The following is a 19,899-nucleotide window of genomic DNA, read 5'->3' on the forward strand; positions in this document are numbered from 1 at the left end:
TGCCTAGTGCGTACAACCACAAAACACAGTATGAATAATAAATTTATTTTATAGAAAAAGTTGTTTAAAAAACATATCAATTTTTAAGCGTTGTTATTAAAAAAATTTATTAGAAATTAATAATAAAACTAATTTAGTATATGATTAACAGTTATGAAAACATAATATTAAATATGATAATTATATTTATTTATTAAATCTTTTTTAAGAATATTTTTAAATAGTTGATTTAAATTTAAATTTAATAATTACTTATTTAAATATTTTAATTAATATTAAAACCTGTTATGTACCGTTTTTATCAGAAAGTTTATACTTTGTATTTTGTTAAAAATAAATAAAATTTTACAAAAAATATAAATTAAAATCCTATATAGTAGTGATTACTACCCATTCTTTATTTAATGATTTATATTAATAATAATTGTATTGTCTTATTGTAGATAACCAATATTTTTTAGATTGAGTTTCGATAATATATTTTAATATATTGAATATCATAAAATTTTATAATAGCGATTAGAATCTATTTTAATTTTAATATTATGATTAGTTTATTTTAATTCAGTTTAAATTTATAAAATAAAACTTGATAATAAAATATATTTTATTTATACTCAATTATTTTACTTTTATTACAAATAATAAATAAATATAAATATATAAAAATGTATGAAAAGTAAGATATAAATAAATAATATTACTAAATTACCTATTATCTCAATATTGATTAATTAATGACTAATTAAAGTAGTTAAAATAATTAAGGAAATGCATATATATTTATATATATATCATATCATTAAAATTAATTTTTTAAATTTCATAAATTCTTTAGATATTAATATCTATAAATATATTTATTTAAAATAAAGAAATTAACAATAAATATTAACTACTAATTTCTAATGATTTATTTTTGATTAATACTAAATAATAAATACTCTCTAGTATTAATGTAAAAATGACTTTGTAATCTGAAATTATTTTTTTTTTAAAAAATATAAAATACTTTATTCTATGTGATTTTAAAAATTAAAACAAAATTGATATACATCACATATCTTATCCATAGTCATTATTATCCCCTCCTCTGATTTTTATCCTTCTTGACTGTGTCCATAAAAAGTTTCTAAGAATGAGTCGTCCCGCTGCCGGACTTTTTTTGGCTTTCTTACACAACATTTTTCATTTCCACTACAGAGTAGATTTTGATTAAAAACATCTTTTTTCTTGAATATAAAAGATCTACCTAAAGACCTGTGAAGAGCTTTAGGTAGTCTTTCTTTAGAAAGCATATTTTGTGCAGAAATAACGTTCGAAATTAATAAAAAAAATTAAAAAATATAAAGCCTTAAAATTTTTTTGAAAAAAATTTTAAGGCTAATTTAATTAATATTAAAAAATTCTTCATTTCACATTAATTTTGGGGTTAAAAATGCTTATGAAGAGAAGAGATAAGGATAAAAAAAACTATTTACCGATATAAGAAACAGGGGAGATCTAACTCCTGTTTGGAATTTTATTGATGATGTAATTTTTTGAAAAAAATTCAGCAATTTAAAATTACTAAGTTATGGTAGAGGGATGCCTGCACGTTCAAGGAGGAGACGATAATACTGCTCAGTACTTGTGGAATGATTTAATAAATGTGGAAATTCTGTCTTGATCGCATTTTCTAAATTCAATCGTATCACTGGTGTGCATGCATCGCTTGCTGACCATGCCCACCAGGCCATTTGGTACCGCACTTCACTTAAATTTCGAGATAATATGCGTTGTTTTTTATGCGCAATTAAGTAAGTGTTAAGATCTGCTATAATAGATTCTTTTTCATTAAATAGTTCTGGACTAACGACCCAACGTTTAATGCTTTTTAGCCGGTTTTTTAAAGAGTGATGACGATCAATATCAATTCCAAGGCGAGCCATTTTAAGTTGATGACGCTCATACTTGCTGCGTAAGGAAACTGAAATACCTGCTGATATTGCCCACTGACGATACTTATGTAGCCATTGACGCACACTTTCAACGTTCATTCCGCGTGAGGTAAAAAAGTTTTCCGTCAAGAAAACTCTCATTGGTTTATTCTGACCAGAATCACTTTCTCGACCACGATGAACTATGACGTAATCTAATTGCTCAAGTACACGCAAAGCGTGTAATAGAACATCGTATGCCTTGCGGCCATTATTATAGACATGTAAAACACCCATACGTTGCGCTATTTCTGCAATTGGTAGTATAACCTCAAACATATACTGGCTGTATGGACTGTAGTCACAGTTTGCCGCAAGGGCTAATGAAAGAGCACTAAGCGCTTCTCTACTTTCAGAGCGCACTGTTATACGAAGTGGTTTTGGTTGGTAGGAACGATCGAATATACGTGAATAGGGTGTATAACCATTTTTTCTTAGTGCTATAAGATCACTGTTTTGGCGCCAATCATGATTTTTAATACAAGCCATAACTTTTGCAGCCATTCCACGCGGTATTTTTCCGGTAAATTGTGGCTGATGATTGCGGTGTGTTTTGACCTGTCCTTTGCGCTGACAATTAGCTTCACCACGACGTGTCTGACGATATACAACTTGGTCAGATTCTTGCAGCATTACAGTGTTATTATTCACCCTGTCCAAATCTTATGGCGGATAGGTGTTGTTTTTTTAATATGCATTCGTTATAATCCTTTACAGGCATTAGCCTGTAAACGACCCCTCGGTCTCTGGTTCTTCCGCCAAGTTGACGCAGAATCGAGGGGTTTTTGCATCGAACAACCACTTCAATGTGGTTGTATCTCCCGAACGATTTTAGGATACGTCCAATCCATTAAGTTTGTTTCGTTGTTCCAAAAAGCGGTTAAACAGTAGAATCAAACCAAAACATAACTACAACATACACCAACTCTTTAGCTATTCTTAAATTACTTTTTATATATTAAAATCTATAAGCCAAGAATTGATCAAGCACATGTCTCTTAATTTAATTCCATAATCCATGTTAGTGCATGATTCTATACTAACTGATATGGAGATTCTCTAACTGTTTTTACAGACAGAGAAATTTTTATGTTGTGTTATCTAGATATACTGGGAGCTGTAATTCTCCGAAGAACTTAATTTGCTTCATTTTATTGTCTTAATTTTTTAAGCTAATTAGTTTACATTCTTTGTATATCTTAATCAGAGTGTTTCATAGAAAACGCGTCTGATTGTATTTTAGTTCTGTTAAACAACATGATCTATGTCTAATCTTGATCTACGTGTATTTAGTTACATAGTCTAATATGTTTGTTCTCAATCTTGAACACTAAAAACAACGAAGTGATCTAGATACGTTAATAACCCCTCTTTATTAACCCCATACTGAACTTTTTATCGTATCTTAATATTCGCAATTACGACTATTTAGGCTGAGAATATTAGCGTAACTAATATATCATCCTTATTTTGGGGCGGAATCAACAACTTAATTTTTTTCTATGAGCTCTAAAAGTAACTCGTGTGTTTTTAGTATTGATTAGCTTATTTATAGTGTTTTAGAGTCTTATTTTCTTTCCATCAAGATGTATTTTTTAAGAAAATACTGGTTAAGCTAATTAAAAGACAATATGTTATCTATTCAAACACGTTATTTCTGTATCAAGCTAATTTCATACTTTGTTTACCATGTAAGAGCAATGTTTGGCGGACGATCTATGCTCTTTCATATTAAACTTTTAGTTTTAAGATTCCTAAATAACAATATCACTTTTTTGTCTTACAGATACTGGATAATTCACTATTGCCATCTTTCTCTATTGAGAATTCTTCGAAACTTCTGGATCAAAATAGCTATACTCCTAGCTATTATCCTATTGGATAATAAATTATACCAATAAAATGCACAAAGAAGAAGCCCTAATATTATCTATTATCCATTTTCTGAGTCTATTAATATAACACAAATAGTGGATTTTGTGATTTATCTATCTAATTTTATAGATTTATTTAAACTATGTGAAGTGATACGAGAATTTGATAATTCTCATCCATATCTAGTAAGTAGAATTCAGTTTATTTATATATTCTTATAACATACATTCTAGCTATATAGAAAGGTCAATAACAGTAATATCTTCATTCTTCAAAAATTTTTAAGGTTATTGGAGATTAATCCTACTGTATACTACCTTTTCTATTAAGAATTAACCTAATAAGAATCAGACTAAGAACAATGTAAGATAATGTTAAAGAACATGATATCTTTTCAGTGTTTTTAAACTTAAAATTGATTGTTAGTGAAATTTTTTATTAGAAAATGTTGTCTATTAATCAACTATTATTTTAGATCTAAAAGTAGATCAATCACCATTACTCGATTAATTGTAGAGATTTAGTTTTTTTATGAAGATTAGATTAGTTCTTTTCCGAAAGAAAAATTAAAGAAAATATTAAGATTCAATTTTTCGAGTAACAAAAAGAATTGCAATATCAGTCATACTTCTAGATGATAGAAGACTATCTATTTATGATATAATCATGTGTCACTGTTCCGCAGACAAGATAGCGTCTGCGGCTTGACTTAAAGATTTCTATCTAATTGAAGATGACATCAAAGATATCAAGTTTCTCAACGTGTGTGTCTATAAATAATCTTGTAGTAATTAATATCTTAATAAACATAGTAATCATGATAATGAATCAATAAAAATTAAACACTTGAGGATTCAGATATAGTAAGGTAATTGTATCTTACAATACAATAAAACTAACATCATACCTGTGTGATTATTTCTATAATAATCTATATCCTCTTGAATTTCGATTCAGATTATTCTTGAACATAATGGGAGAGAAAAAATTTAATAACCTCTAAAGGAGGTGCATTACATAATAGAAGATGATACATGAAATATGTTTTTTTAATTCTCTTCTCATAAAGACGAGAACTATTAATAAGTGTGCAAAATTAATTAGTGTGCAGCATTATAATATTTGTCCGTATCTAAAGATAACAAACTTTCTGTTAGATTTTTTTCTTGTTCTTGATTACCTTCTGATATTTTTTTATGCTGAATCGTCAGACCAAGTTTTTTAAATAACCGTAAATCATGATCTTCATCTGGGTTAGGCGCGGTGAGTAATTTGCAACCATAAAACACAGAGTTAGTGCCTGCCATAAAACATAGTGCTTGAGTTTGTTCATTCATCTGTTCTCTTCCAGCGGATAATCTAACATAAGAATTTGGCATCATAATACGTGCTACGGCGATAGTACGAATAAAATCGAATGGATCTACGTCACTAGCATCAGATAATGGTGTACCTGGTGATTTAACCAACATATTGATAGGAACGCTTTCTGGCTGTATTGGTAAATTAGCTAATTGCACTAGTAATCCTGCGCGATCATTTATGTTTTCACCCATGCCTACAATACCACCAGAACATATTTTAATACCTGCTTGTCGTATAGTGCTGAGTGTATCAAGCCTATCTTGATAACTGCGGGTAGTGATTATTTCGTTATAAAATTCCGGTGATGTATCTAAATTGTGATTATAAAAATCTAGACCAGCTTTAGCCAACTGTTGTGCCTGATCATTGTTAATCATGCCTAAAGTCATGCAAGTTTCAAGACCCATCGCTTTAACACCTTTGACCATCTCTTCTAATAGTGGCATGTCACGATCACGTGGATTTTTCCAGGCAGCCCCCATACAAAAACGCGTGGAACCAGCTTTACGCGCTTTTTCTGCCGCATCAAGTACTTTTTGGACTTCTATAAGGTCTTCTCTTTGAATACCTGAATTATAACGCGCGCTTTGCGGACAATATTTGCAATCCTCTGGACAAGCGCCTGTTTTTATTGATAACAGTGTGCTAACTTGAATTTCACCGGAGATAAAATGTTGACGATGTATCTGTTGGGCCTTAAAAAGCAAATCAAAAAAAGGCTGATCAAATAATGATCTGACTTGTTCAGTAGTCCAGCGTTGAGGAATTGACATAGCAGTTACCCATAGAATATTTAAAGAAATAGATAGTTGTAAGTATAGAGTTTACCGTTACACTGTCTATAATGTATTTAAATTTATTTAATAGGATATCCTGATGCAGGCTGATGATCTTGCTTTTGACAAACGACACGTCTGGCATCCTTATACGTCTATGACTCAGCCTCTACCTACTTATCCGATTGTTTCTGCTAGTGGTTGTGAGTTAATCCTTAGAGATGGGCGGCGATTAGTGGACGGCATGTCTTCTTGGTGGGCAGCCATTCATGGTTACAATCATCCTACAATTAATCAGGCAATGCATAAGCAAATTAACGAAATGTCACATGTCATGTTCGGCGGTATTACTCATCCACCTGCGGTAGAGTTATGTCGTCGTTTGGTTGCATTAATGCCGTCTGACTTGGAGTGTATTTTTTTAGCTGATTCCGGTTCGGTAGCTGTAGAAGTCGCCATGAAAATGGCACTTCAGTATTGGCAAGCATCTGGTCGCCCTCGTTGTAAATTTCTTGCGCTACGCCAGGGATATCATGGTGATACTTTAGGTGCAATGTCGGTTTGTGATCCTATTAAGTCTATGCATAGCATGTATTCCAGTTATCTGCCTGTGAATCGGTTTGTTGATACTCTTAGAAGACGTTTTGGAGAAACTTGGCAAATAGGTGATGATACAGAGTTGTCCACCCTTTTTTCTTCGTGTCATCATACCTTAGCAGCAGTGATCATGGAGCCAATTGTACAAGGGGCTGGAGGGATGCATTTTTATCATCCTGAATATTTACGTGTAGCACGAGCTTTATGCGATCAATATGGAATATTATTAATTGCTGATGAAATAGCAACTGGGTTTGGTCGTACTGGTACATGGTTAGCTTGTAATCATGCCAATATTATTCCAGATATTTTGTGTCTTGGGAAAGCGTTAACTGGAGGTGCGTTAACTCTTTCGGCTACTTTGACCCGTCGTTATATAGCAGAAATTATTAGTGATAGCGCCGCTGGTTGTTTTATGCACGGCCCCACGTTTATGGGTAATCCTTTAGCTTGCGCAGCAGCTATTGCTAGTTTATCTCTTCTTGAAGACAAAGCCTGGTATCATCGTGTAACGGCAATTTCTGCTCAACTGCGAAGAGGCTTGTCTCCTTTAGTAGGGCATCCCAACGTTCTGGATGTTCGAGTATTAGGAGCTATTGGTGTAGTCGAAGTAACAAAAGTCGTAAATATATCTTTGTTACAACATTGGTTTGTTGAGCATGGTGTATGGATCCGTCCTTTTAGAAATCTTATTTACCTAATACCTCCTTATATTATTTCATCAGAAGAGCTTACACAACTTATTGAGGCTATTAGTGATTCTTTAGATCATCCTGAGCATTTCGATTCTTCAATACCTATATAAAGAATTATATTTATTAAATTTCTTGTTTCAATGTTCAATTAATATCTAAAACATAGTACACGGAATAAAATACAGTCCTTATTTATTTACTGGAGTATGGATATGTCTCGGATTCTTCATTTTTTAGCATCACTAGTTGTGATTATAGTACTATCTATGTTAGTAAGCGATGATCGAAAGGAGATCCGTATTCGTTTTTTGAGTCAGCTTCTTGTGGTTGAAGTCCTATTGGCATGGTTTTTTCTGCATTTTGAAATAGGTCTGGAATTTGTAAAAAAAATGTCAGAGTTATTTGATCATTTGTTAAGGTGTGCGGCATATGGAACTAATTTTGTCTTTGGCAACATGAGTGATAGAGGTCTTGCATTTTTTTGGCTTAATGTTCTCTGTCCTATTATTTTTATATCAGCGCTAATTGGTATACTGCAGCATTTGCGTGTCCTGCCAGCTATAATTCGCATACTTGGCACTATTTTATCAAAGATCAATGGAATGGGTAAGCTAGAATCTTTTAATGCAGTTAGTTCACTACTTCTTGGGCAGTCAGAAAACTTTATTATTTACAAGGATATATTAGGACAGATTTCAGAAAAACGCATGTATACGTTGGCGGCGACAGCTATGTCGACTGTGTCTATGTCTATAGTTGGTGCTTATATGACCTTGTTACAACCAAGGTATGTGATACTAGCTTTAGTATTAAATATGTTTAGTACTTTTATAATTTTATCGTTAATTAATCCCTACTGCGTGGATTTTCAAGATGACCTAAAACTAGCTGATCCTCATCAAAAACAAGGTTTTTTTGAAATGCTCAGTGAATATATTTTAGCCGGTTTCAAAGTCATGGTGATTGTAACAGCGATGCTTATTGGTTTTATTGCTTTAATTGCTAGTTTTAATTCTGTGTTTGATTCTGTGTTTGGTATCAGTTTTCAAGAGGTGCTTGGTTATATCTTTTTTCCACTGGCATGGGTGTTAGGTGTTCCAGGTTATGAGGCCTTGCAGGTAGGTAGTATTATGGCTACAAAACTAGTTTCTAATGAATTTGTTGCAATGATTGATCTGCAAAAAGTTATAGAAAAACTTTCGCTGCATTCTGAAGGTATCTTATCAGTATTCTTAGTGTCTTTTGCTAATTTTTCCTCAATTGGCATCATTAGTGGTTCTATAAAAGGTCTACATGAGGAACAGGGCAATACAGTATCGCGCTTTGGTTTAAAACTTTTGTACGGTTCCACGCTCGTAAGTCTTTTATCAGCTGCCATTACAGGTTTTGTCCTCTAAAACAACCAAGACTGGATAAAAATAGTTTCTAGATATTTTGCATTATCTACATCATAATGAGAGCCATTTCAAACAATATAAGTAATAAAAATTGTACGAACTCATACAAAATGAGTGATTATATTTCTTATTTTAAAATTTATATCTAGTGCACTTAGTTAATATATTTTAGCGGACAGTAAGAGAATTGAGTTGCAGAGACAAAAAATTAATTTTTTAAATTACAGAACATGCATTCTATATGAATATGATAAATAATCTAATAACTTTATAAGATCTGGCTAGTAATGTAATGAATTATGGATAGTAACATCAAATATGATCTTTATCATCTTGTCATTAAAGTTTAATTATTTGAGTTAGCGCTTATTAATGTAATTACATTATATCTAAACTAGAATATTATATATTTAATTTGTAAACAATTTGTATACACGATTAAATATTCTTGTAACTCAGAGAGAAGATTTACTTTAATTAGAGATGACCCCATTTTTATCTACTGGTGAACTTCTGTTTTATTAAATAACATAACATGCTATAAAAGAATATGTGAACCAGACAGATCCGGTGTGCAACAAAAACCATCTGAATGAGCGGGTATTGTATAGGTAGAGCGGAAAATGTTTGTGTGTCTGCCTAGACAAAGTGTCTGTATATAGTAGTGGGAAATATATAGATAGTTAGTAGTGTTATCTTAATGCATAAAAAAATTAAGTTTCGATTTTTTAAATTGAACTAATGTTATTAGAACAGATCTTCCTTGAATAGTAAGATCTGTCTGCCAATAAGAATGAATTTTTATATTTAGGAGTGATCACTAATCTGTTGTATTTGTCATAGAAAACATTAGAGTAGTGAGAGTATTTAGAGTACAAAACCATAAGGTTATATATGGATTGTAAATACTATAGGCAAAATAAAATAGTTTTTAACAGCTACCTTCTAGCCCAAGCACATTTGGTAATGAAAATCAGAAAGTAATCTAGCAGATATAGCCCGACAAGTATGAAAAATACTAAAGACTATTGCCAATTACCAACAAAATAGCGCCCTGTAAGGCGCTATTTTGTTGGTAATATTAAGTCTTGTTATGCTCAACAACATGCCCATCTTTATTATTGTTATTTGATCCGATTGAAATCTTTTTGGGTTTCTCTTGTTCGGGGATATCATAAGTAAATTGTAGCGTTAACAATCCATTATCTAACTTAGCTTGATAAATCATAATTCGATGCTCTAAGCTAAAACTGAGAGAAAATTCCTTTTTTTGGATACCTTTGTGAAGATAAGTGGTGCTCTCTTTTTCTTCAGTAGAAGTTATGTCTTCACTTTTTGGAGTACCGCGTAAAGTAAAGTGATTATTAAGTACTGAAATATCTAATTCATCCTGCGTATAGCCTGGTACGCTTACTGTCATTTCATAATGGTCTTTATCTTTTTGTAATAGATTGTATGCAGGGTTATCACCAACAGGTGATTCACCCGTTAGACGACTAAAAAGATTGTCAATCTGTGTAAAACGATCAGATAAAAGATTATTGCTCCATGTAGGCATGAGAGAGAAAGAACGGTAGGCCATAGCATCCTCCTATAAAATACATATAATTGAGAATAAAATTATACTCACATATTGACTATGTTGGTATATATAAAGATATTTCAAGGATTATTCTTAAAAAGATTAAAGAAACTAATATTCTTATTACTCAAGTCTATTTTCCCTCTAATGGAATTAGTTCTATTTATTGGAGGATTAAGATTATTTGCTAGAATATATATTTATATATATGTTATTTTTTTGATTATTATTAGAATTGGAGCATCATTAATGCACTGAACTATAGCTTATTCAAAATAATAACTTTAATAGTTATATTTTAAATCAGTTGTTTGGTTTGATAAAATATCAATATATTTTATTAGATAATAGTTTATATCGTTTTTTTTGAATACAAGATTTAAATCATTTTCCTAAAAATACTCTAATTTATTGATATACTAGAATCAGTAACATTTTTTAATAGACACTTAGATAATATATTCAAAGGTCTTTATAATATTAATTAGTCCACCTAAGAAATTAAATTTTTAGATAGGACTGGGATTGTTCATTTTCTTCTTTCTAAGATTGAATGGTTAATAAATTTTGTTTAATTTTTATCGGGTAATCTCGGTAATCTCAAAGTTGTTTTTATGAAATAAATTTATCAATTTCATCTGACGCCCATTTACCTCATTAATAACAATATCTAACATATAATTAATATTAGTTAAAAAATAAACTATAAACAATGCTAGTTTTAATTTCACCTAGTACGCAAAGTTTATATCGCTGGTTCTTCTTATTCTTCATTTTTAATCGATTCTTGATCAAGTATTAGTTAGTTTTTTAATGAACATACTAATTATTAATCTAGAGGGAGTGTCTAATAAGACTAATATCTATCCCAATAGATCTACTATTTATGTAATTTGTACACTAATTTAGGACAGAAGGAATGCTAATCCTATATAGGATTAAAGGTGTTCTAGTGTACCAAAAGTAGATTAAAGTTTTGAAAAAATATATAAATGAGAATATGGACACATTTATTTTTAAGTTTTTAATTGCATGATTTATAATCATTATATAATTTTAATTGCAGTTACTTAAAGGAGAAGACTTTTTATTACAAGATAAATAGATTCTCGATAGAGAAATATAAGAATATATACAAGACCCTATAATATTCATAACTACCTCCAGTATTATTAGAAATAGATAAATAAGGGTCCGATCTTGATATTTGATTTAAGTGATATTGCACTTAGAAACGTTATGATTTAGTTAATAGGTGAGCCTGGTTTAAGAAGAAATCCTATAAGTAGATAAGAAAGAAATCTACTTAGTGTTGCTAAAATGTTAATGGGATTAGCATTATTTAATTTTTCATATAGATAGTGAAAATACTCAAATTATTGTTATGGTAAGTCTAGAATATAATTCAAACTACATCATAATGTAGTTTATAGTATATACTGGTAGCTTGTTATGCATCCATTCAAGCGTTAACGCTCTCTCCTAGCTGGCTTAATGGATTATAAATTCTCTCAGGTTATGTGTGATACAATTCGATTCCTATCAACAAGCTAATCCTTCTTTAGATTATTTTAGTGAATAATGCATAGGAAAATGATGTACAGTTCTTTTATTGGTCGATACATATATACATTATATAATCAATAGACTATTTCCTATAAAAAATAAGACTTACGATATAAATAGTGCTTTGGTTATTAAGTAGTATTGATTAATAGGTGGTTATTAAGTAGTATTAATTAATGGGTAAGAGCGTAAATTAAGGCTCTTACGCAATAGGAGATAAGTAATATATTTCAATTAATTTAAATTAAAATAGTCATTTCTATATAGCGCTATAAATTAATGATGGTAACATTAGTTGTTGTTGAAGATAGAACATCCTTTGTCAAAACATTAAATTTGTTGAATAGAAAATAACATAACCCATACTTTTTTATCATGGTATATTTGATAATGCGCAATATAATAAAATCTATTTTCAACAGTCTTGTATTTGTTTTAATGATCACATCCCTTCCTCTATATGCAGTTTGCATAACTGACCAAGATATAGAAGTCGGTTTTTCTCCCGGAGGAACAGCACAACACATTGTTCTTTCAGCAATTACAGGAGCTAGAAAATCAATAGATATTGCTGCCTATTCATTTACTAGTAAGCCCATCGCTTTAGCTTTAATTGAGGCTAAGAATCGAGGTGTAAATATACGAGTAGTCGCTGATAGGAAATCAAACAGTAGCAAATACACTGCTGTAACCTATTTAATTAATAAAAATGTCTCAGTTAAACTTAATGAAAAGTATGCGATTATGCATAATAAATTTATGATTATTGATGGTATCTCAGTGGAAACAGGGTCGTTTAATTATACACAAAACGCTGTTTCTCATAATGCAGAAAATGTTATTTATTTGCATAACCGACTAGATATTGCTAACAAATATTCTAAAGAATTTAATAGATTATGGTTGGAATCCATATCTGTTAAACCTATGTATTAATTGTAGATGAATTCAAGTGTATACCTATTTTTTTGAGATATAGTTGTATCTATTTTTACTGGTTATTTCTGAGACTACTAGAAGTTACATGAAACAATATTTTAAATACATGAGTTCTCTGTAATAGTTGTGTATGCTATTTTACTGGCACAAAGAAAAATTCTTCTGTCTTTAATAAGAATTAAATTCTTGTTCATAATTTTTACCAAGGCGTGGATGTTAATCATTACATTATTTTTTAATGACTGAAATAGCATGCTCTATATTAAGGGTTATATAAAATAACTGGTTTGATATATGGTATGTAGAGATTTTCTGTTCAATAAAACTATTTAGGTTGTATAGACAATGTTATTAGAGTGTTTAGTTGGACGCTGCATAAAAGATTGTTTATTTCATTTCATAACTCTTCCCTAAATGTCTTGCATTTTATTATCTTTAAGTTATTGTATGTATTAAATATTAAAAGATTAATTCATATTGACCGCAATATAGTTGTAGATTATTCATGGTTTACTGTTATGTATAGACATGGTCATGGAATGACTTATGTCGTGGAAATAAGATTAAGTGTTTAGATGAGAATCAGTTATTGCATTAAATCCATTCTTAGATCTATTATCTTAAAGTTCTTAACTATTAAAGATGAATCGATTGGGATTTAGTGATATAATCATAGGTTAGTTTAAAAAAATTTTATGTGCAGAATTATATATTAATAGATTTTTTTCTTTTTTCTATCTACAGATAGAGATAGATAGTGAGATAAGATGGATAACTTAAGTTTAAACTTAAATATTTAATATTTATTAGAAGAATAAAAACAATATCTAATGTATAGATCAGATTAATAAGTTGTTGATTAAATCGGTATAGTATTTTCTAAACATTTCTAAAAATCTTAATATTGGTTAAAGATAGCCAATCAATAGATATTGTTAACCTATACTAGTCTTATTCCATAAGACTGCCTGTCTGGGTGTTGTCAATTTAAGGTATAGCATATTATGGCGTAAGATGCGTATTTTGAAAATGTCAGAATAAAATTCTATTTTATATATATTGACATGTAGAAGTAAAAGATATAGAGTTATTTTTGATATTTTAGAGAAAATTTATGATAGGACAACGTATTGGCTATACTCGAATCAGTACCATACATCAAAATCCACAGAGACAACTCGACTCCGTCAAGGTGGACCGAATTTTTACTGACGTAGCATCCGGAAAAGAAATTAAACGACCTCAATTAGAGGCATTAATTAATTTTGTTCGCTCCGGAGACACTGTACTTATCCATAGCATGGATCGTTTAGCGCGTAACCTTAATGACTTGCGCCGTATTGTGCAAATGTTAACAGAGCGTGGAGTACGTGTTGAATTTATCCAGGAAAATCTGAGTTTTACTGGCAAAGACTCGCCTCTTTCCAATCTCATGTTAGCTGTTATTGGAGCGTTTGCTGAATTTGAACGTTCTTTACTGAAAGAGCGTCAACGTGAAGGAATTGAGTTAGCTAAACAACGAGGTGTTTACCGAGGTCGCAAAAGAACACTTTCAGATAGACAAGTCACTGAACTGTGTCAGCGGGTTGCTTCGGGAGAAAAAAAAGTCAAGGTTGCGCGTGATTTTTCTATAAGTCGAGAAACCTTATATCAATATATAAGAAGAGAAGGATCAAGAGTTGTATGACAATTCTTGTATTGGATGCATATAGTTGATAACAAAAGCCTGTTTTTATCAAAATTCCCATAGAAGCAAATAGTATTCAATATTTTATGAATAAAAAAAATTTCTGATTCCGTGAAAGTTAAAAGTATAATCGATATTAGAGTAGATTTGAAAAAGCCGCTTAGGATAAGTTTACGGATACGCTATTTATCAGTATAAATTGATTTATTTTGTTTATTTAGGTGTATTAAATAATGTGATACCTTTAATCATAAGACAAATGGTCGAAATCCATCTAGCACTGAAGGAAGGGGTATGCGAAAACCTTTTTTAAAAGTCATATTAGGAATTTCGTTTATTAAAATCAGGATAGGAAGTAGACGAAAGCTTGTCTACACACACCAATACCTCAGAGAATTAATCACACTCATTTTATCTAATACATAAGGTATAAATATACGTATCAATGTAGTTAGTACGCTTTATTTGATTTATTTAGTTATTGACTCTTAACTATAAATGAATAGTAAGTCATATACAGTTGAGGACTAAATACAATTGTTCAAACTATGTTGCATAATCAAAGATTATGGCCTCTCTTATAAAGAGAGATCAGAAATCATCGTATTACATTAAAATTCTAAAATGAATTTTTCAAGAAGATAAAATTATCATTTTAATAATAGACATGATCTATAAGTACTTCATGGTTAAACATTATCATAGTTTTATAGAGTTATATCAGATAGAAATAGGTTATTTTTCCTAATGATTATTAATTTTAAATGATTATTTATAATAAAAAATTAGATGCAATATCTATTATTGCACCAACCTATAAATATTTGAGTTAAGTTTAAATTACTGAAATTCATTTAATCTATAAATTATAAATTTTTTAGTTTAATGTAGTTAAAACTTTCCGTTCTTTATCAATTAGAAAGATCGCATTTTCTACCGTATGGACAATAATAAGCTTTTTACATGAAGCAACACGAGTGATTAACTAAAGAAAAATAAATATATTTTTTTATGTGTATCTATATTAATAAAGTTAGTAAGTAAGAAGAGGTCTAATGATGCAATCATTAAGTCAATATAGATAATAAGTCATACTAATAATTAGAAATAAAGAAAAGAGTAATGATTTCAAAAAAGAACTTAAAGTGATTAAACATATTTTGAAATAAGTAATATTAATCTATATTTCCAATATAGAAGATTAGATATTATTTTCATCTTTATTTTTTTATATATTAAATAAACTAGAAAGATTAATAAAAATTCATTATTTCAGTAAAAATAATGTTATTTATTATTAATAACAACTGTATTAAAAAATTATATTTTAGAATTTCTCTATTAATTATCTAGACAGAATGTCTAATCTAAATTTTTATATTTTTAATATTATTAATATAGATTTTATTATTTTTATATTTTTATATTTTGAAAAAAATTTCATATAATTTTAATAAACAATAAATTAAAATAAAAAATATAATTTAATTCATATAGAAGTCTCATATTTATTACATGAGATTATTGAATAAGAATCTTGTATAATAGATCTAATGAAGATGAATAAAATTCATATCAAAATAAAATGAGATACTCTTCTTAATTCAATTAATCTTATAAAGAAAAACATCGTTAGTATAAAACCGATAATTAAAATCTAGACCAACCTAAGAAAAAAGTATTATTAATATACTAAATATTGTCATTAGAAAAACTAAATGAATAGTATTTAACTAGTCTATTTCTCTATAGAGAAATAGACAACTATACACATTCTATGTGGTGGTATTGATCATTGTTAAATATGTTCTTATTTTCTATTCATTTGATATTATCAATAGAGTTGATATATTAAAATTTTAACTTAGATAAAAGAATAATTTATATATAATTTATTTACATTTATTAAAACATGACTTTTCAAAATTAAATATTTTTATTTTATAGATATAAATAAATCATGTGAATAATCTAATCTTCATGGGTGCTAGTGTATAATTTTATTTAAATATTAATTAAACATATTACATGAAAAATAAGAAATATGTCAATTGCCAAAGATATCAATCTTATTTTAGTGTTGTATTTATTTTCTATATAAAGTATGAATATTTAATGAATTAAAAAATTTTGGTAAATCAATATTATTATTAATAATAATATTGATATAGAGTTCTTATGAATTCTATAACTGTGAACACTGCATCTTTCTTTTTCTTCCGATTGAGACTAATTCTGATATTATTATGTACAAATAAAGATAGGGGCAAGATATGAATAATGCATATCGCTATTTTGTGTTCTATATTTTAATATTTATGCAGAGCTCTTGTTCTTACCCTCACCCTTTATTAAATTATAAAACAACAATACTAACAGGTCATTCTATGGGGACCATTTGGCGAGTAAACGTAGTAGATATACAAGCTGAACGGAAACATGCATTGCATACTTCTATACAAAAAATACTTGATTATGATGACGCTCAGTTATCTACATGGAAAACTGACTCGGTATTGTCACGTTTTAATCAATATAAAGGTTATCACTCACAACCTGTAAGCACAGAAATTGCTGATATTATTACACAAGCACTGCGCGTTGGTAACCAAATGAATGGAGCAATGGATATCACTATTGGTTCCTTAGTAAATCTATGGGGGTTTGGGCCTCGTGGTTCACTAAAATTTACTCCAACACAGCGTCAGATTGATTGCGCCCGTTCTCTTCATGGTCTTTCGTATCTGACAGTTACTAACTCTTCCACTCAATCTTATCTTCGTAAAGACATGCCAGGAATCTATATTGATCTCTCTAGTGTGGGAGAGGGGTACGCAGTTGATCATCTAGTCCATCTCATGCAAAAAGAAGGTATTGACAATTACCTTGTATCAGTTGGTGGTGCTATTGTCACTTGCGGTCATAACGCCCAAGGTAAACCATGGAAAATTGCAATCCAGAAACCAATTGATCAAGAAAATGCAGTACAAGATATTGTTGAACTGAAAGGATGTGGTATTAGTACTTCTGGAACTTATCGCAACTACTATGAACTCAATGGAAAACCAATATCTCACTTAATCAATCCATTTACTGGACAACCAGCTCAAAACGAACTAGTATCAGCCACTGTAATTGCTCCCACTGCACTTGAGGCAGACTGCTGGGACAGTGGTTTAATGATTCTAGGCCTAAAAAAATCTCAAGAATTAGCTATTAAGCATAAAAAAGCAGTATATCTTGTATATAAAAAGAATGATCAATTAATTAGTTGGATCTCACCGAAATTTTTTCCTTTTATTCAATCACCTTCATTAGGTAATTCTTAAGCTAAGTAAATGAAGTCTATGTGCATGGAAATACAGAAACTTTTTTTGCTATATTTTATTTAATAGGATGCTCGTGTATTGCTATAGAGATGGCTCTAAATTTAAAAAACCTTGTTAATAAATCTATTGAATCATTGCACATCATTCTTTTTTTAACTAGGTTTATCTATAAGAAGAATAATAGATGGGTAGTGCCATAACCTCATAAGGAATTAAATATATTTTATAAGATGAAGTAAAGATCTATCTTGTTGTATAAATAAACTACTCGAGTCTGTATACTTTTAAATATATATTATTATGATACTGCCATAAGGACTTAAAAGCATACATAAATGAAATGTACTTAGAATCTGTTTCAATATGGCTGAATTTATGGATTCACAGTAAAATTCTGAATACTATATTATGATTAAAAAAATTGTATATATTGCATAATAATTTTGTACTGATTCTCTCCTCAGAGACATGTAGATTAATCAAGGAATTTATTTATGAACATACTAAAACTAGTTCTTATACGTCACGGAGAAAGTCAGTGGAATAAGCAAAATCTTTTTACCGGATGGCATGATATTGATTTAACCGAGCAGGGTCGGTCCCAAGCGGTTTGTGCTGGTCAATTACTAAAAAAAGAAGGATTTGTTTTTGATTTTGCTTATACTTCTTTTTTAAAACGTGCAATCCATACTCTCTGGTATATTTTAGATGAAATGGATCAAGCTTGGTTGCCAGTAGAAAAATCATGGCGCCTGAATGAACGTCACTATGGCGCGTTACAAGGAATGGATAAGACAGCTAGTTCTAAGAAATATGGTATAGAGCAAGTGCAACAATGGCGTCGTAGTTTAACGGTCGTTCCACCTCACCTTAATCACTTTGATAAACGTTTCCCTGGTCATGACCCTCGGTATGGAAACTTAAATAAAGAACAGTTACCAACTGCTGAAAGTTTAGCAATGACTATTGATCGTGTCTTACCAATCTGGAAAAAAGGTATTTTTCCTCAAATAAAAAACCATAAAAAAATTATCATTGTTGCTCACGGTAATTCCCTTCGCGCACTCATTACGTATTTAGATAATATGACAGAACAAGACATATTGAAACTGGACATACCAACTGGTGTACCATTGATTTACGAGTTTAATGAGAATTTTCATCCTATTTCACGTTATTGGTTAGACTCTGGTAATAATAAAACTTCTAAAAGTGAATCTATTCTGAATCCTTAGGTTGTATTAGCTTTAAACAAAATCAACCAAAATTAACTTATGCATCCAAACAAACATTACTTATTTTAAAGATAAAATTCATTTATAACTAAATATGTAATTATGGTTAATCAATATTCATTTAAGGAGGTGATCTATATAATCAGATCTGTGCTTAATTTATGAGTGAGCAATAAAGATAAGATCTATTTTTTTGTAAAATGTTTTTTATTTATTAAAATAAATAGGATTAGTTTCAATTAATAATAAATAAAAAAATTACAAGCATCTATATTTTCTAAGAATAAATTTCCTATCTGAGAAATCGGATCTACCTTATATGAGATATTGCACATCATTCAATATGTAATAGCTATCTAATTTTTATGATAATAATAAAATATTCACGTTGAAAACATTAATATTAAGTGGCAATAGAGCAGATTCGAATAAAAAGTTTTGTTTATTTTCTTGATACATTAATAAAGAAAGCGACCTCTTCTCTTTAATTATATGAAAGATCATAGATCTTTGGTTTGATAGGTTTCATTTAATATGATATCTTTATTATAAATCATTCAAGAGAGGTACAGGTATTTTACAAAAATATTTCTTAGTAATTCTTCAAGCATATTGACTCTATAATATATTAATAAATTGTCAAATTGTTAGGAGTGAAACTATGCGCAAGTATTCAGTTAGTTGTATCTACAGCATAATCTGATTTTTAGATAGTAACGCACCTACTTCTTTCCTGATCTGAATGGTCTACGAGATCAAAGTATTGTTATTTTTTTAGCTCATAGCTTATCTTATAAAAAACAAAAATCTTTTAGTTTTTATAAAAATTATACTACATTACTTTATCTATATTATAGTTAAAGTAAACCATGATTTA

General features: G+C 29.6%; 10 protein-coding genes. 6 read left to right on the forward strand and 4 right to left on the reverse strand.

Features of this window, described 5'->3' with window-relative positions:
• Positions 1-1,574 precede the first annotated feature (1,574 nt).
• The 3 genes from HACICURV3402_RS03285 to bioB all read right to left on the reverse strand — a co-directional run bounded on the left by HACICURV3402_RS03285 (position 1,575) and on the right by bioB (position 5,992).
• Positions 1,575-2,630: a Replication protein gene (locus HACICURV3402_RS03285; protein WP_157992939.1), complete on the reverse strand. Its 1,056-nt coding sequence runs from the start codon at positions 2,628-2,630 to the stop codon at positions 1,575-1,577.
• The gene (locus HACICURV3402_RS03290; protein ID WP_157992940.1) at positions 2,623-2,781 is read right to left on the reverse strand and encodes a hypothetical protein; all 159 of its coding nucleotides are present in this window, start codon (positions 2,779-2,781) and stop codon (positions 2,623-2,625) included. Before HACICURV3402_RS03290 ends, HACICURV3402_RS03285 begins: the two co-directional genes overlap by 8 nt.
• Before the next feature lie 2,173 nt (positions 2,782-4,954).
• Entirely contained in the window at positions 4,955-5,992 is a 1,038-nt protein-coding gene (gene bioB / locus HACICURV3402_RS03295) for a biotin synthase BioB (protein WP_157992941.1), read from the reverse strand.
• Between the two features lie 103 nt (positions 5,993-6,095).
• Here bioB and bioA point away from each other — a divergent pair, with 103 nt between their 5' ends.
• Together bioA and HACICURV3402_RS03305 are read left to right on the forward strand one after the other, a co-directional pair.
• A complete protein-coding gene (gene bioA / locus HACICURV3402_RS03300) occupies positions 6,096-7,397 on the forward strand; it encodes an adenosylmethionine--8-amino-7-oxononanoate transaminase (RefSeq protein ID WP_157992942.1) in 1,302 nt (433 codons plus the stop codon).
• 102 nt (positions 7,398-7,499) lie between these two features.
• Positions 7,500-8,684: a NupC/NupG family nucleoside CNT transporter gene (locus tag HACICURV3402_RS03305; protein ID WP_157992943.1), complete on the forward strand. Its 1,185-nt coding sequence runs from the start codon at positions 7,500-7,502 to the stop codon at positions 8,682-8,684.
• A 1,081-nt stretch (positions 8,685-9,765) separates the two neighbouring features.
• Here HACICURV3402_RS03305 and HACICURV3402_RS03310 read toward each other — a convergent pair.
• Complete coding sequence (locus HACICURV3402_RS03310; protein ID WP_157992944.1) at positions 9,766-10,266, reverse strand: Hsp20 family protein; 501 nt, start codon at positions 10,264-10,266, stop codon at positions 9,766-9,768.
• Positions 10,267-12,222: 1,956 nt separating this feature from the next.
• Here HACICURV3402_RS03310 and HACICURV3402_RS03315 point away from each other — a divergent pair.
• The 4 genes from HACICURV3402_RS03315 (at position 12,223) to gpmA (ending at position 19,022) form a co-directional block, all read left to right on the forward strand.
• Positions 12,223-12,768, forward strand: coding sequence for a phospholipase D family nuclease (locus HACICURV3402_RS03315; protein ID WP_157992945.1), 546 nt, complete (start codon positions 12,223-12,225; stop codon positions 12,766-12,768).
• A gap of 1,117 nt (positions 12,769-13,885) precedes the next feature.
• Positions 13,886-14,458, forward strand: a complete 573-nt coding sequence (locus tag HACICURV3402_RS03320) for a recombinase family protein (RefSeq protein WP_157992946.1) — start codon at positions 13,886-13,888, stop codon at positions 14,456-14,458.
• Positions 14,459-16,731: 2,273 nt separating this feature from the next.
• The gene (locus tag HACICURV3402_RS03325) at positions 16,732-17,787 is read left to right on the forward strand and encodes an FAD:protein FMN transferase (RefSeq protein ID WP_157992947.1); all 1,056 of its coding nucleotides are present in this window, start codon (positions 16,732-16,734) and stop codon (positions 17,785-17,787) included.
• Positions 17,788-18,281: 494 nt separating this feature from the next.
• Complete coding sequence (gene gpmA / locus HACICURV3402_RS03330; protein ID WP_157992948.1) at positions 18,282-19,022, forward strand: 2,3-diphosphoglycerate-dependent phosphoglycerate mutase; 741 nt, start codon at positions 18,282-18,284, stop codon at positions 19,020-19,022.
• Positions 19,023-19,899 lie beyond the last annotated feature (877 nt).

The organism is Candidatus Erwinia haradaeae, assembly GCF_900698925.1.
GTDB classification, from domain to species: Bacteria; Pseudomonadota; Gammaproteobacteria; order Enterobacterales; family Enterobacteriaceae; genus Erwinia_E; species Erwinia_E haradaeae_I.